6 protein-coding genes and 1 tRNA gene are annotated in these 16,063 nt (G+C 64.7%); 4 read left to right on the forward strand and 3 right to left on the reverse strand.

The genetic code is table 11. The features are described from left to right. Positions 1-27 precede the first annotated feature (27 nt). From C8D95_RS12095 to C8D95_RS12110, 4 genes are all read left to right on the forward strand, one after another. Positions 28-103 (forward strand) — tRNA-Ala (locus C8D95_RS12095). Positions 104-683: 580 nt separating this feature from the next. Further along, positions 684-8,642: a hypothetical protein gene (locus tag C8D95_RS12100; protein ID WP_109759455.1), complete on the forward strand. Its 7,959-nt coding sequence runs from the start codon at positions 684-686 to the stop codon at positions 8,640-8,642. Between the two features lie 244 nt (positions 8,643-8,886). Beyond that, a complete protein-coding gene (locus tag C8D95_RS12105) occupies positions 8,887-10,011 on the forward strand; it encodes an efflux RND transporter periplasmic adaptor subunit (protein ID WP_109759456.1) in 1,125 nt (374 codons plus the stop codon). Then, entirely contained in the window at positions 10,011-13,136 is a 3,126-nt protein-coding gene (locus tag C8D95_RS12110; RefSeq protein WP_109759457.1) for an efflux RND transporter permease subunit, read from the forward strand. The genes C8D95_RS12105 and C8D95_RS12110 overlap by 1 nt, the downstream gene beginning before the upstream one ends. 7 nt (positions 13,137-13,143) lie before the next feature. Here the strand turns inward: C8D95_RS12110 and C8D95_RS12115 are convergent, their stop codons facing one another. The 3 genes from C8D95_RS12115 to C8D95_RS12125 are packed head-to-tail and all read right to left on the reverse strand — an operon-like array spanning position 13,144 to position 16,018. Continuing rightward, on the reverse strand, positions 13,144-14,007 hold the full coding sequence (locus C8D95_RS12115) for an NAD-dependent epimerase/dehydratase family protein (protein WP_109759458.1): 864 nt from the start codon (positions 14,005-14,007) through the stop codon (positions 13,144-13,146). After that, a complete protein-coding gene (locus tag C8D95_RS12120) occupies positions 14,004-14,804 on the reverse strand; it encodes a glycosyltransferase (protein ID WP_109759459.1) in 801 nt (266 codons plus the stop codon). Before C8D95_RS12120 ends, C8D95_RS12115 begins: the two co-directional genes overlap by 4 nt. Beyond that, complete coding sequence (locus tag C8D95_RS12125) at positions 14,801-16,018, reverse strand: NAD-dependent epimerase/dehydratase family protein (protein ID WP_109759460.1); 1,218 nt, start codon at positions 16,016-16,018, stop codon at positions 14,801-14,803. Before C8D95_RS12125 ends, C8D95_RS12120 begins: the two co-directional genes overlap by 4 nt. Positions 16,019-16,063 lie beyond the last annotated feature (45 nt).

Genomic DNA, 16,063 nt, shown 5'->3' on the forward strand with positions numbered 1-16,063 from the left:
AAAATACGCCCAAACACCCGATCCAGTGGGGCCGTAGCTCAGTTGGGAGAGCGCGTCGTTCGCAATGACGAGGTCGTCGGTTCGATCCCGATCGGCTCCACCAAATCCTCCCTCTTCCGGGAATTTTGCGTCGCAGGTTCGATGCGGCGTGAGAGCATTTCGATGTCCTCGGTCAGCGTCGCGCTGGTGCGGGAGCGATTGAAGGCGGCCTATATCCAATCCGTCCACGATCATGCAATCAAATTGGAATTTAGACCTTATCCGGAAACAAAAGAGGGCTTTGCCTTCTTGGGCCGGCGTTTCGCAGGCATACGCAAAAAGGGTTAATCCCTGCCTCTGCGTGCCGGGGGTCTGGTTTAGCAACACGCTGATATTGCATAGCAAAATCGGATGGGAGGTTCAGGCTTGAGGCCGTCCCTACGTCCTATGAATTCTTGACCATTCCTTACCCTGCATGGGAAATCATTAACGGGGCAGAGTGGGCAGAATCCGGCAATCGGCCTCGAGAGCGTCCGGGGGGAAGCTGGATGACTGAGATTCACCATTTTACCGCGGCGCTGTCGCGGGCCTTTACGCCATATCTTCTGTCGGGCGCCTTCCCTCGCGCCCGGCCAATCTTGCTTCCCGCCGTCCCGATCCCGTCTTCGTACTGATCCCGTCCGCCCTGTAGCAGCGAGTCCGTTATGTCCGAAACGATTTCCTTCTCGACCCAGCAGCTTGCCTCCGGTCTCCGGTCCGGAATCCTTGCCGAGCCGATAACCACGGCGCAGGTCGGCGGTCCGGACACGGTGACGCAGCGTGTCGTCGCGGCGATCGTGGGTGACGGGGACAGTCTTCTGGAAAGTGGCGAGACGGGCTTCATCCTCGCCAACGGATCGAACCTCGAGGGCGGGATCACGCGGACGACGCTGAACGGCGCGAACGATCCCGTGACGGTGACGGCACATGGCTGGGCACGGATTCGCGCGGTCGAGCCGCTTTATCTCAACGATTACCTGACCTTCACGACGGAGCAGGGCTTCAAAGTCAGCGGCGCGAATGCGCGACCCGGCAACAGCATCACCTGGACGCTGAACGACAAGGACGGGGCGGCGCAGAAGCTGGACGCCGCAGAGTTCGTCGTCAACACGGGCGGTGTGGCCGGTCCCGTCAGTGTGGCGATGGACTTTGACGGAGACATCATCGCGTCGGGCATCTATTCCGAGACGGACGCGCCCGCCGAGGCCGCCCTGACCCTTCAGGCGCAGGATGGCGACGTCATCGCCATCGATTTCCTGGCCAACACCTTCACTCTCAACGGCGTCCCGGTCACGGGAACCGAGATCGACCAGTTCTTCGCAGCCTACACGGCGAGCGCGGGCAACACCCTGACCATCGGCAGCGCCGACACGGCCACCTTCGCCGTCAAGGACCTGACGCTGGAGCGGTCGGACAAGACGGCCGCGCCGAACAAAGCGCCGTTCATCGCCGTCTCGCAGGTTGTGAGCGACCTCCTGGACGGCGCGGACCTAGTGGACCGCGTCAAGGTCGCGGACATCCAGATCCTGGACGACGGCATCGGCACGAACATCCTGTCGCTTTCGGGCGAGGACGCGTCGCTGTTCGAGATCATCGGAACGGGTCTGTACCTGAAGGCCGGCACCGACATCGACATGGCCACGAACCCGACGCTGCGCGTCTTCGTGACGGTCGAGGATCAGAGCCTGCCGGACGCTCCGGTCAGTGCCGAGGTCGTCGTGCAGGTCCGCGACGCGGTCACGGTCGAGAGCATGATCAGCTTCGGCTCGGTGCAATTGACATCGCAACCGGGCAACGTCATCGACCCGATCTCTACCGATAACCTCGGGACCGGGACGGACTATCGCAAGCAGGCTCTCATCGCCATCGAGGGTGACGGCGACCGCGCCTTCGAGGCGGGCGAGACCGGCTATATCCTCGCCGCCGTGAAGGACGACCTGGTTCACACGCGGCTGACGACGCTGAACACCGACACGGACCCGGTCACCATCACCGGCCACGGCTGGTATCGGTCGAGCGCCGTCTCGCAGCTCAATCTCAACGCTGCCATGGTGTACGACCCCGCCACGGGATTCCGCATCGAGTCGTCGAGCAGTCGGCCGGGTGACAGCCTGACCTGGCGGCTGAACGACAAGGACGGCGTGGCGCAGAAGCTGGCGGCGGTGAGCTTTGTCGTTCATTCCTCCGGCACCGTTTCGGCAGCCTTCGACATCGACGGCGACACGATCCTGAGCGGCAGCTACGGCAACGGCCGGCTGGCCACGCCGGATGCCCTTCTGACGATCGACCTGAACGACGGAGACATCGTCCGCATCGATTTCGCCACGAGCAGCTTTACCGTCAACGGGCAGGCCCTGCCGGCGGGTGCGGCGTCGCAGTTCTTCAGCGAGTTCGCGGCAAGCGACCAGGCGGCGATCACCATCGGCGGAATCGGCATCGGCGGCTTCTCGGTCGGCGATCTCACGCTTCACCGCGGCGGAGGCGGCACGCCGCCGCCGACGAACCTGCCCCCGACGGTCTCGCTGGCGAACATCGTCGCCTCGGTGGCGGAAACGCGCGACATGAGCGTGGCGCTGAAGGTCGCGGACATCGTGGTCGGCGACGACGGCATGGGGACGAACGTCCTTGGCCTGACGGGTGCGAACGCGGCGCTGTTCGAGATCGTGGGAACCGAACTGTTCCTCAAGGCCGGAACGGTGCTCGACTTCGAGACCGCGCAAAGCCTCCAGGTGACGGTTACGGTCGACGACACGACCCTTGGAGCGGCAGGGTCGGTCGAGGCCACGGTGCCCTTCGTCCTGAGCGTGACCGATGCCAACGAGGGGCCGATCGTGACGCTGGCGAACGTCATCGCCTCGGTGTCGGAAGCGCAGGACACAAGCGTTCCGCTCAAGGTCGCGGACATCGTGGTCACCGATGACGGCGTCGGATCGAACATCCTTTCGTTGTCCGGCACGGATGCGGGCCTGTTCGAGATCGTGGGAACAGAGCTGTTCCTGAAGGCGGGCGTGGCGCTCGACTTCGAGACGCTGCCGAGCCTGTCGGTGAACGTCGATGTGGACGACACCACCATCGGAACCGCCGGGTCGGTCGAGAGCAGCACCTTGCTGATGCTGCCCGTCGCAGACGCGAACGAAGCGCCAGTGGTGACGCTGGCGAACGTCGTGACGGGCGTCGCGGAAACGCAGGACCTGTCGGTGCGCCTGAAGGTGGCGGACATCGTCGTGACCGACGACGCGCTGGGCACGAACCTACTGACGCTGTCGGGCGCGGATGCGGCCCTCTTCGAGATTGTGGGCACCGAGTTGTTCCTGCGGGCGGGCACGGTGCTCGACTTCGAGACGGTGCAGAGCCTGTCGGTCAGCGTGGACCTTGACGACACGACCCTGGGGCTTGCGGGGTCCATCGAGAGCACGGCCGGGCTGACGCTGGCGGTGACGGATGCCAACGAGCCGCCGGCGGTGACGCTGGCGAACGTGGTCGCCTCGGTGTCGGAAGGCCAGGATCTGAGCGCGCCGTTCAAGGTGGCGGACATCGTCGTGACGGACGATGGCGTCGGGACGAACACGCTGGTTCTCTCGGGCGCCGATGCCGCGCTGTTCGAGATCGTGGGAACCGAGCTGTTCCTGAAGGCCGGCGTAATCCTCGACTTCGAGACCCTGCCGAGCCTGTCGATCAGCGTCGACGTGGACGACACGACCATCGGCGCGTCCGGCTCGGTCGAGAGCAGCGCCCCGTTGACGCTTCCGGTGACGGACTCCAACGATGCGCCGGTGGTGACACTGGCCAACGTCGTGGCCTCGGTCTCCGAGGACCAGAACCTGACCGCTGCCCTGAAGGTGGCGGACATCGTCGTGACGGACGATGCGCTTGGCACGAATGCCCTGACGCTGTCAGGGGCGGATGCCGCGCTGTTCGAGATCGTGGGGACGGAACTGTTCCTCAAGGCGGGTACGGCTCTCGACTTCGAGACCTTGCCGAGCCTCTCGGTCAGTGTCGACGTGGACGATGCGACGCTCGGCACGGGCGTCGACGGTTCAACGCCCTTCACGCTGGCCGTCACCGACGTGAAGGAGACCTGGGGCGCCATCGAGGTGGATGGTGCGGTCGGCGAATGGCCTGCCTTCTCGCTTCTCGCCTCTGACCCCTCCGGGGCCGAGGTGCGCGGCACCTATCAGGACGGCGCCTTCATCGTCGCGCTCTCGACGAACGGCGTGCCGATCGGGCCCAATACGACGTTCTGGTTCGATACCGACCTCAATTCTGCGACGGGCTATCAGGTGTTCGGCAGCACCGCGGGTGCCGAGTTCAACGTGAACATCGACGCGGACGGTCGGCCAGTGCTCTACACGGGCGCAGACGGCGAGACGGAAATCACGCCGCTGATCCACAAGTTCAGCGCCGACGGCACGGTGCTGGAGTTCGCCCTGCCGTCGAACCTCGTCGGAGGCGCCACGGCGGCGAAGCTGTTCGTCGACCTCAACAACAGCGTCTTCATTCCGGGCGACTACTCCCTGGGCGGTCTGCCCATCGGCGACAACCTTTCGGCGACGGTGACGCTTGCGAACCAGATCACCTCGATCCCCGAGGACCAGAACCTGACGACGGCCCTGAAGGTCGCCGACATCGTCGTGAGCGACGACACCATCGGGACCAACACGCTGTCACTGTCGGGCGCCAATGCGGCGTTGTTCGAGATCGTGGGGACGGAACTGTTCCTGAAGGCGGGCACGGCGCTCGACTTCGAGACGCTGACCTCGCTGTCGGTTTCCGTCGACCTCGACGACACGACCATCGGTGCGCCGGGGTCGGTCGAAAGCTCGGCCCCGCTGACGCTTGCGGTCACCGACGTCAAGGAGACCTGGGGCATCATCGAACTGGATGGTGCTGTGGGCGAATGGCCCGGCTACACGCTTCTGGCGTCGGACGGCGGTTACGAGGTGCGCGGCACCTATCAGGACGGCGCTTTCGTCATGGCCCTGTCAACGGGCGGGGCGGCCATCGGTCCGAACACGACCTTCTGGCTGAACACCGACCTCGACCCGGCGACGGGCTATCAGGTCTTCGGCTCAACCGTCGGTGCGGAATACAACATCAACATCGGTCCCGACGGCCGGCCCGCGCTCTACAGCGGTGCGGTCGGAGAGACGTTGGTGTCGCCGCTGATCTTCAGCTTCAACGCTGACCGCAGCGTGCTCGAGTTCGCACTGCCGTCGGACCTCGTCGGCGGATCGGCTGCGGCGAAGCTGTACCTCGACGTGAACGACACCGTCTTTATTCCCGGGAACTACTTTGGCAGCACTGGCCTCGCGATCGGCAACAACCTCGCGCCAACCGTGACGCTGACGCAGACCTTGTTCCAAATCGCCGAGAACGCGAGCGTGCTTGGCCGCACGAAGGTTGCTGATATCGTCGTCACCGACGACGGTATCGGAACCAACGAGTTGAAGCTGTCGGGCGCCGATGCCGGGCTGTTCGAGATCCTGGGCACCGAGCTGTACATCAAGGCGGGGGCCGTTCTCGACTTCGAGACGAACGCGACGCTGGATATCAACGTCGACGTTGACGACACCTCCGTGGGTACTGCCGGATCTATAGAGGCCACCGCGCCCTTCGCCGTTACCGTCACAGACGTCGCGGAGCAGTTCGGCGCCGTCACGCTTGACGGTTCGACCGCCGAATGGGCGGCGAATACTCAGCTCTACACGCGGTCGACGGGCGGCGTGGACTATACGGTCAACGGCACCTATGGCGCGGGCGCTTTCCTGATCGCTCTCGAGGCCGAGACGCTGGAGATCGGAGCGGACACGACCATCTGGCTGAACACCGACCGCAATGCCGCCACCGGCTTCCAGGTGTTCGGCAACGGCGTGGGCGCCGAGTACAACATCGAGTTCGAGGCCGACGGCACGCTGGCGCTCTATTCGGGGGACGCCGGGCAGACCTTCGTGTCGAACCTGAACTACTTCTTCGACGCCGACCACGGGACGGTCGAGATCGCCCTGCCGTCCACGCTGGTGGGCGGGTCGACGAACCTCGAGATGTACATCGACGTCAACAACACGACGTTCCTGCCGGAAGCCTATGCGTCGGGCGGGTTCGTGGTGCGCGAGGCGACTCCGGTGCAACCGACCGATCCCACGGTGCGGATCGCCATCGTCTATTCGGAAAGCTCGGCCAACGCCTATTTCGACAAGACGGCCTACGGGCAGCTTGTGATGTCGGCGCAGAACCAGGCGATGCAGGCGGGCATTCCGTTCGACCTGATCAGCGAGGCGGATCTGACCGACATCGCGAAGATCAAGGACTACGACGCGATCGTCTTCCCCGAGTTCAGTCACGTCGAGGCCTCGCTGGTGCAGGGCATCACCGACACGCTGACCGAGGCCAGCCAGACCTATGGCATCGGCCTGATCGCGTCGGGCAACTTCATGACGAACACTGACACGGGAGCAATCATCGGCTCTGACGCCTATGCGCGGATGAAGTCGCTTCTGGGTGTGACTTTGGGGGCGTCGGGCTCGACCGCCGGGTTGACCATGAACGCCGAAGACGTGACGCATCCGATCTCGGACGGCTATACGGCGAACGAGCTGGTCGGGACCTATACCAATTCGGGCTTCCAGAGCTTCATCGACTTCAACGGCACGGGACAGGTGCTGTTCACGCAAACGACGACCACGCAGGGAGAGGTCGCCGCGGTGATCGCGACGACGACGGGCGGGCGTAACGTTCACTTCGCGTCGGATGCGATCAGCGGAAACAACAACATCCTTCAGGAAGCGATCCAGTGGTCGGCGCTGGGGGATCTGCCCGAGGTGTCGCTCGAGATGACGCGGGGGACCTCGTTGTTCTTCTCGCGCAACGACATGGACCAGTCGCAGGAGACGTACGACGTCGTCGATCCGCCGCGCATCTACGACGCGATGATCCCGATCGTGCAGAGCTGGTACGAGGAGTACAACTTCGTCGGCTCCTACTACATCAACGTGGGCGCCAACCCTCCGGACCAGGAGACGAACTGGGCCGTCTCGTCGCCCTACTACCAGCAGCTTCTGGCGATGGAGAACGAGATCGGGACGCACTCCTACACGCACCCCGACAATACGAACTTCCTTCTGCCTGACGTGATGACCCAGGCCGAGCTGGACGCGGCCAAGGCCGGCAGCCCGGCTCTCGCCTCGGCGCTCGGGAACATGTCGCTGTCTGAGGTCAACGCAGCCATGGCCGCAGCGCTTGCCGCGTCAGATCCGGACACGGTGTCATCGGTGGATCTGACATCGTCGTCGTTCACCGATGCTCAGGCCGCCCTGCTCCAGCACTCCTTCACCTTCCAGTGGGAGTACTCACGGCAGATCATCGAGCAGCAGCTCGGGCTGACGAACCTGGGCGGGGCCGTTCCCGGCGCGCCGGAACAGCTTTATTCGACGTTCAACATCCTGCCCTTCGTCAGCTACCTCACGGGCGGCTATGCCGGGGTCGGCGCGGGTTATCCGGGCGCCTTCGGGTTCCTTGATCCGAACCACACCGACCAGGTCTACTTCGCGCCGAACGTGTCGTTCGACTTCTCGCTGATCGGATTCCGAAATCTTTCGCCCGCACAGGCGGAGGCGGTCTGGGCGCAGGAATACGCCAACATCACCTCGCACGGCGGGGCGCCGATCATCCACTTCCCGTGGCACGATTACGGTCCGACCAACTGGGACCTCGGCGACGGGCCAAACGCGCCGCAGTACACCGAGGAGATGTTCACCAACTTCATCGCGCGCGCCTATGCCGACGGCACCGAGTTCGTGACCGGCGCCGACCTGGCCGAACGCATCCTGGCCTTCTCGCAGGCGCAGCTTCAGATTCAGCAGAGCGGATCGAACCTTGTCGTGACGGCGACCGGCAACGACCTTGGCACCTTCGCGCTGGACATGGAGGAAGGGTCGACCATCGCCAACGTCGACAACTGGTATGCCTATGACGACGGCAAGGTCTTCCTCGACCGCGACGGCGGCGTTTACACAGTCGCCTTCGGCAGCCAGTCGGATGACGTCACGCACATCGTCAAGCTGCCGATGCGGGCGGATCTGATCTCGGTCCTGGGCAATGGGTCCGACCTCGAGTTCTCGTTCGACGGACGGGGCGATGTCGGCGTGGAGCTGAAGAGCCTCGGCGACAACTCGGTGGTGGCGTCGGGAGCGGACAGCGTGTCGCGCAGCGGCGACACCCTGACGATGAGTTTTGGAACCGTGGGGGTCCACAACGGCGACATCGACTATCAGTCGGGCACGACGGTCCTGGGCACGGCGGATGACGACTTCATCCTTCTGTCCGATCAGGGCCGGACGGTGAACGCGGGTCTCGGCAACGACGTGATGACAGCCGGTCTTGGTGCCGATGTCTTCGTGTTCGGGCCGGCGGTCGGCAGCGATACGGTGCTCGCCTTCGATTTGAGCGTGGACCACATCGACCTCGTGGGCACGACCTTCGGATCGACCGCGGACGTCGTCTCGGCCCTGACCCAGGCGGACGGTGGAGTGGAGCTTGCTTTCTCGGCGACGGACAAGGTGTTTTTCGCCGACCTCGTTGCGGGCAGCCTGACCGAGTCGCACTTCTCGCTGGACAACATCGCCTGAGTTGCAGCGGTGGCCCGACGGCCACCGCCCTTTCCCGGCCTCGGGGCGGCTTGCATCGTCACGCCGCGTGTCAATTAGCCTTGGACGCAACGTCTTTCGGCAGTTCCGGTTGTTCCCGTTGCTGCAAGGGGGTAATTGTCGCGTCGAAACCAGTCCGAAGGGTTGTCTTGTCCGGGCCGGCACCTGATATGTGCCTTGATCATCCATAAGCCTTCCGGCCGGACCCTGCATTTTCGTGGCGCACATGAGATTTCATACACTTCTTGCGATCATTGTCCTGGTCGTCGCCGGAGCGTGGGTCGCGACCGGCGAGTTCACCTCTGTCGGAAGTGAGGCTGCGGGCGAGTCGGCTGCTGCCGCGCCGGCGCCCGAGCCTGAGGCCGCGCCCGCCTCAGAGCCCGAATTGCAGACAGTGGCCTTCGCCTTTGCCACCAACAGCGACTACCAGAGGATGCTTCAGGTGTCGGGCGTGACGAAGGCCGACAAGGCGTCGGTGCTTGCCGCCCGGACGGCAGGTGTCATCGCAGCACTTCCGGTGGCGAAAGGCAGCGCGGTCGATGATGGCGACCTCATCATGGCGCTGGACGGTCCCGAGAAATACACGGCGGTCCAGGCCGCTGAATCGCTTCTGGAGCAGCGCGAGAAGGCCGCCGCGGCGGACCAGAAGCTGCTGGCGAGCGGTCAGGTCGGGCGTCTGCGGATCGACGCCTCGCAGGCCGAGCTTGTCGCGGCGCGGTCGGCGCTGGATGCGGCCCGTGCCGAAGTCGACCGGCTGGAAGTTCGCGCGCCATTCGCTGGCATCGTCGACGACGTCATGGTCGAGGCAGGCGCCTGGGTTCAGCCCGGTACGAACGTCGCGTCCATCATCGCGCTGGATCCGATCATCGCGACCGGCGAAATCAGCGAGCAGAACCTGCCAATGGTCTCCGTTGGCGGGACCGCCGAGGTGACCTTCGCGGATGGAACCACCGCCGATGGCGTGATCCGCTATATCCGCCGCGAGGCGTCGGACCTGACGCGGACGTTTCCCCTCGAAATCGCCGTGCCGAACCCGGACCTTAAGGTCTCGGCCGGCATGTCCGTGACGATCCGGCTGGAGGCGAGTCCGGTCTCGTCGATCCTCGTGCCGCGGTCGGTCATAACGCTTGGGCCGAAGGGCGAGATCGGCGTGCGCATCATCGAGGAAGACGACACGGTCGGCTTCCTTCCCGTGGAGATCGTCGACGACACCGCAAGCGGCCTGGTCGTGGCGGGGATCGAGGATGGGATGCGGGTCATCGTGTCGGGACAGGATCTTGTCAACGACGGGCAAAGCGTCGTCGGCGTCGATCAGACCGCCGCGGCGGCCGCGCTGCTGCCGAGCGAGTGATGGATATCGTCGGCCTCGCCATCCGGAACGCCCGGCTGACGATCTCGATCCTGATCTTCCTCATCATCGCCGGCGCGATGTCCTATGCGGCCATCCCGAAGGAAGCCGAGCCGGACATCCAGATCCCGATCATCTACGTCAGCATGAGTTATCAGGGCATCTCGCCCGAAGATTCCGAGCGTCTGCTGCTGCGTCCGATGGAGACGCGGATCAAGACCATCGCAGGGATCAAGAAGATGACCTCCACCGCCTACCAGGGCGGCGGTAACGTGCTGGTGGAGTTCATGGCCGGCGCCGACCTCGACAAGGCGCTGGACGACGTACGCAACAAGGTCGACGACGCGCGGCGCGACCTGCCGCAGGGCGTCGACGAGCCGACCGTCAACGAGGTGAACATCTCGGAGTTTCCGGTTCTGGTCCTGACGCTGTCGGGCGATGTGCCGGAGCGGGCGCTGGCGACGGCCGCGCGGTCCTTGCGAGACCGGATCGAGGAAATCCCCGGCGTTCTCGACGCGAACCTTCAGGGCGTGCGCGACGACCTTGTCGAAGCGGTGATCGACCGCACCCGGCTGGCCAGCTATGGGCTTCAGGTCGACCAGGTCGTGGCGGCGATCAACTCGGGCAACAGCCTTGTTGCGGCGGGGTCCATCGAAGGCAACCAGGGCCGCTATGCGGTTAAGGTGCCTGCGCTGATCGAGACGCTGCAGGATGCGGCCGATTTCCCGATCGTCGTCGGCGCCAATGCGACGGTCCGCGCCCGAGACGTTGCCGATCTGCGCTCCACGTTCAAGGATCCCACTTCGATCACGCGCCTGAACGGCGAGACCGCGGTGGCTATCGAGATCTCGAAACGCACCGGCGCCAACCTGATCGAAACCGTCGACAGCGTGAAGGCCGTTGCCGATGAGTTCCAGCAGCGGCTTCCCGACAGCGTGGCCATCACCTTCTCGCAGGACAAGTCGGTCACGATCCGGCAGCTTCTGGGCGATCTTCAGAACAGCGTGCTGACCGCGGTGATCCTGGTCTTCGTGGTCATCCTCTTCGCCCTGACCGTGCGGGCGTCCCTGTTCATCGGCCTTGCCATCCCGTCGTCGTTCCTCATGGGCATCCTGCTTCTGGACATGGCGGGGCTGACGGTGAACCTCGTCGTCCTCTTCAGCCTGATCCTGGCGGTCGGTATGCTCGTCGACGATGCGATCATCGTGACCGAGTTCGCCGAGCGGCGGATGCAGGAAGGCATGGAGCGCAAGGAGGCGTTCCACCTCGCCTCGCAGCGCATGGCGGGACCGGTGATCGCGGCGACGATGACGCGGGTCGCTGCCTTTTCGCCCTTGCTGTTCTGGCCGGGGATCGTCGGCGAGTTCATGAAGTACCTGCCGATCACGCTGATCGCGACGCTGTCGGCCTCGATGCTTTATGCGCTGGTCTTCACGCCGACGCTTGGCGCGGTCTTCGCCCGCAACACGCCCCCCGAAGAACCCAAGAAGGACGGGATCTACATGTGGGTCGTGAAGCGCGCGATGAGCCATCCGTTCATCGTCGTGTTCCTTGCCACCGCCCTTCTTGTCGCCGTGCCGATGGCCTACGGCAAGTATGGCAACGGCGTCGAATTCTTCCCCGATGTCGAGCCGGACTACGGCCTTCTCTACGTCCATGCGCGCGGCAACCTGTCCATCGACGAGAAGGACCGGCTGGTCCGTACGGCCGAGGAGCGCATCCTGGGCTGGCCGGGCTTGACGAGCGTCTATACGCGCGTCGGATCGGGCGGCGGCGGCTTTGGCCAGAACGTCGACGAGGACGTGATCGGCACGATCCAGTACGAATTCGTCGACTGGCGCGAGCGCAAGAACGCCAACGCGATCCTCGCGGACCTGCGGGTAGCCATGGAAGGCATTCCTGGCGTCGAAATCGAAGTGTCGGTGCCCCAGGCCGGTCCGCCCACGGGCAAGGCGATCCAGATTCTTCTGTCGGCGGATGACCCTTCGGGGCTGGCCGACACGGCGCGCGAAGTCGCAGCGATGCTGGAGGGGACGCCAGACGTCATCGACGTGTCGAACGGCCTGCCTCCGCCCGGTCTGGACTGGGAGATCAAGGTCGATCGCGCCAAGGCCGCGCGCTATGGCATCGGACCCGGATCCGTGGGCACGATGGTGCAACTGGTGACCGACGGCGTGAAGCTGACGGAGTATCGCCCGGCGGGGACCGACGACCCTGTCGAAATTCGTCTGAGACTGCCCCAAGAGGAGCGCACACTTTCGACGCTGGACGAATTGCGGATCGAGACCTCGCAGGGATCGGTGCCTTTGTCGAACTTCGTCACCCGCGAGCCGACGCCCAGTGTCGGAACGCTGACGCGCATCGACGGTGCGCGGACGGTGACGGTGTCCGCCGGCATCACCGAAGGCGTGCAGGCCGACGCAGTGCGGCAGCAGGTCATCGCGAGCATCGAGAAGATGAACCTCGCGGAAGATGGGATTAGATACCGTCTCGCCGGTGAGGACGAAGAGCAGAAGGAGGCGGGCGCCTTCCTCGCCAAGGCGGGCATGGCCGCGATCTTCCTGATTTTCGTGGTGCTCTTGGCGCAGTTCAACCGCTTCCTGTCCGTCGGTCTCGTGCTGGTCGCGGTGATCATGTCCACCATCGGCGTGTTCCTGGGGCTGATGATCATGGGCCAGCCCTTTGGCATCGTCATGTCGGGGATCGGGCTGATCGCGCTTGCGGGCATTGTGGTGAACAACAACATCGTGCTGATCGACACCTACGATCACCTCAGGTCCGAGGGCATCGACAAGCGGGAGGCGATCCTACAGACCTGCAGGGAGCGCGCGCGGCCAGTGGTGTTGACCGCGCTGACCGCGATCTTGGGCGTGCTGCCTATCGCCTTTGGATACAACCTCGAACTCATGTCACATGAGACGACCTCCGGCGCGCCCTCGACGCAGTGGTGGATTTCGCTCTCGAGCGCCATCGTGTTCGGCCTCGCATTCTCGACCGTACTCACGCTGATCGTCACGCCGTCGATGCTGATGATCATGACGCGGTCGAAGGACAGCCGTGTCGGACGGCGCTGGCAGGCGTTCAGGACTTTCTTCCGTCGCCGTCGCGGCCAGAAGCAGGGCGCCTAGCCGCTTTTCAGGCGGACAGAAGCGCGCGCAAGGTCGCGGGCAGCGCGCCCGGTCCCATGGGGGACCATCCGAGACGGCGCAGCCGCTGTGTGCCTGGCGCGCAAACAGCCGCCCGGTCGGCGGCGTCGGGCAGACGCGCCGGGATGCCTTTGAGGCAGGCGTAGAGGTCGAGAAGCTCGCGCCGGTCGAGTGTGAAGTCGGAGGCGTTGAAGACTACGGGCTCCAGCGCTTCGGAGGGAGCCTCGAGGAGACGGAGGATAGCGCGGGCAAGGTCGTCGGCGTGGACCTCGGTCCCGGCGCGGGGGGAGATCGGCACGCCTTCGTCATGGTCCTGGAAAAGCTGCGCCCACTTGTGAGGAACATTCGGGACGGGGGGGCCGTAGATGCCCGTCGCGCGGACGACGGCCACCTCGAAGTCCTTGGAAGACATGGCGGAGAGGGCGCGTTCCGCTTCAAGTTTCACCTCGCCGTAGAGGGTGTCGGGCTCTGGAGTCATCGTTTCGTCCAGAAGTGTACCCGGGGGATGCGTGCCATAGACCGCGCGCGAGGACAGGAAGACGACGCGTCCGACCCCTGCTTTGCGAGCGGCTTCGAAGAGCGCGACCGTTCCGTGCAGGTTCGTCCGGCGAAAGCCGTCGGGGTCCTCTCCCTCACCACCGCGATACCGGCCCGGGACGTGCGAGAAGGCGGCATGGACCAGCGCATTCATTCCGGCCAGATCGGCTGCCGTGTCGAGGTCCCAGGGACGATGCCTGGAGCCGAAGTCCGGGGGACGGCGGCCGAACGCCGTCACTTCGTGACCGGCGCCGAGGAGGCGACGCAGGACGGGATGGCCGACGAGGCCGGTCGCTCCTGTGAGCGCGACTTTCATTGCGCGGGTCCCTTGAGGGATGCTGTGTCCGGCACGGGGCCGCCGCCCGCGTAGGCCCGCCAAAGGTCGACAAGGGGCCACAGGGCGTCTGCCTTTGCGTGGTCCTGCCACGGTTTCTCGTATTGGTAGTGGACGACATTGATCGAGCCCCAGTCCCAGAGCTCCGGCAGGTTGATCCAGACGTATTGGAGCATGTTGTCGAAGACCGGAAGACCGTGCCAGGCAGGAAAGAAGGTCTGGAGAAAGGTCTGATCGGTCCGACGCCAGAAGGCGCCCGGTGCATCGAGCGCCGCCATCATGGCGTCGAAGGTTTCGGGAGCGGGGTGCGCGGTGAAGACACCCGAGTTGAGCCGGTGAAAGTCGGTGAGGCTCTCATAGACGTTCGGCGCAGCCGAGAACTCGGGATAGTCGAACAGGCGGTCGATGTTCCTGAGCACAAGCGTGTCGGCGTCGAGGAAGACGACGCGGTCATAGGGTAACTGCCAGAGCCGCAACTTGGCGAAGTTGTCGAGGGGTGTGTGAAAGGCGGGCTTCTCGCCCTTGGTGAAGGGCGCCACCCCGTGCAGGCGGTCGCGGGCGTGGGCGTCGTTGAAGGCGGCGGAGGTCGGCAGAAGGTCGACCGGGACGAGGGACGCTCCCCGGTCGGCAAGGGCGGTCAGCGCGTCGGAAGGAACGCCGCCCGTGTGCATGACGACACGATCCGCCGAGGTCCCGCTGAGGTCGAGCGAACGCAGAAGCGCGCCCGCCCCAAGTGCGAAGTCGGCGTTGGTGACCAGCGTGACGTAGGCGCGTTTCACGACACCCGCCGAAGGCCCTTCTTCTCGGGATCATGGTCGACCTTGGTGCCCAATTCCTTCGTCCAGGCCGAGACGGCGGGAACGCGGCTACGGTCGATCCGATGCGCATACTTGCGGGCCACCTCGACCACCTCGGACAGAAGGCCATCAGCCAGGGTGGTGGGGTCGAGACCGAGCGCGCGGAACTGGTCGTTCTTCACGATCAGGTCGTTTTCGGCGGCTTCCTTGCGCGGGTTCGGCAGATAGGCGACCTCGGCCCCGCTCAGGCGGGCGACCAGCTCGGCGAGGTCGCGGACACGGTGCGTTTCCGTCATCTGGTTGAAGATCTTCACGCGGTCGCCGGCTTCGGGCGCATCGCCCAGGGCGAGCTCGATGCAGCGGACCGAGTCCTGGATATGGATGAAGGCGCGGGTCTGGCCACCGGTGCCGTGGACGGTCAGCGGATAGCCGATGGCGGCCTGGATCAGGAAGCGGTTCAGGACGGTGCCATAGTCGCCGTCGTAGTCGAAGCGGTTGATGAGCTGCTCGTGCCGGCGCGTCTGGTCGGTGTGCGTGCCCCAGACGATGCCCTGGTGCAGGTCGGTGATCCTCAGGCCGTCGTTCTGGGCGTAGAACTGGAAGAGGATCTGATCGAGCGACTTCGTCATGTGATAGACCGAGCCGGGCTTCGTCGGGTAGAGGATTTCCTGGCTCCTCTTGCCCGAAGGCGTGTCGATCTCGACGTCGAGATAGCCCTCGGGGATCGGTGCGCCGACGCTGGAATAGCCGTAGACGCCCATGGTGCCGAGGTGGACGAGGTGGGCGTCGATGCCGGTTTCCACCAGCGCGGCCAACAGGTTGTGTGTCGCGTTGGTGTTGTTGTTGACGGTGTAGACCTTGTGACGGTCGGATTTCATCGAATAGGGCGCGGCGCGCTGTTCGGCGAAGTGGATGACGGCGTCGGGCGTCTCGTCGGCCAACCAGGCCTTGAGGCGCTCGTATTCCTTGGCGAGGTCGAGGAGGTGAAAGCGGATGCGCCGCCCCGTCTCCTGGTGCCAGATTCGGCAGCGCTCCTGGATCGAGTCCATCGGCGTGAGGGACTGTACGCCGAGTTCAGTGTCGATCCAGCGGCGCGAGAGGTTGTCGACGATGTGGACCTCGTGCCCGAGGTTCGACAGGTGCAGCGTCGTGGGCCAGCCGACGAAGCCGTCGCCGCCTAAGATTGCTATTTTCATGGGTCAGCCCTTTCCGCGTTGTCGGCCCCAGCCTTGACCCAACAA

The sequence above is a fragment of the Silicimonas algicola genome, assembly GCF_003148765.1.
GTDB lineage: Bacteria > Pseudomonadota > Alphaproteobacteria > Rhodobacterales > Rhodobacteraceae > Silicimonas > Silicimonas algicola.

Bases quoted from the DNA above. Each gene is read 5' to 3' on its own strand.
- C8D95_RS12125 (WP_109759460.1), bottom strand. From the start codon at position 16,018: ATGAAAATAGCAATCTTAGGCGGCGACGGCTTCGTCGGCTGGCCCACG.
- C8D95_RS12100 (WP_109759455.1), top strand. From the start codon at position 684: ATGTCCGAAACGATTTCCTTCTCGACCCAGCAGCTTGCCTCCGGTCTC.
- C8D95_RS12110 (WP_109759457.1), top strand. From the start codon at position 10,011: ATGGATATCGTCGGCCTCGCCATCCGGAACGCCCGGCTGACGATCTCG.
- C8D95_RS12115 (WP_109759458.1), bottom strand. From the start codon at position 14,007: ATGAAAGTCGCGCTCACAGGAGCGACCGGCCTCGTCGGCCATCCCGTC.
- C8D95_RS12105 (WP_109759456.1), top strand. From the start codon at position 8,887: ATGAGATTTCATACACTTCTTGCGATCATTGTCCTGGTCGTCGCCGGA.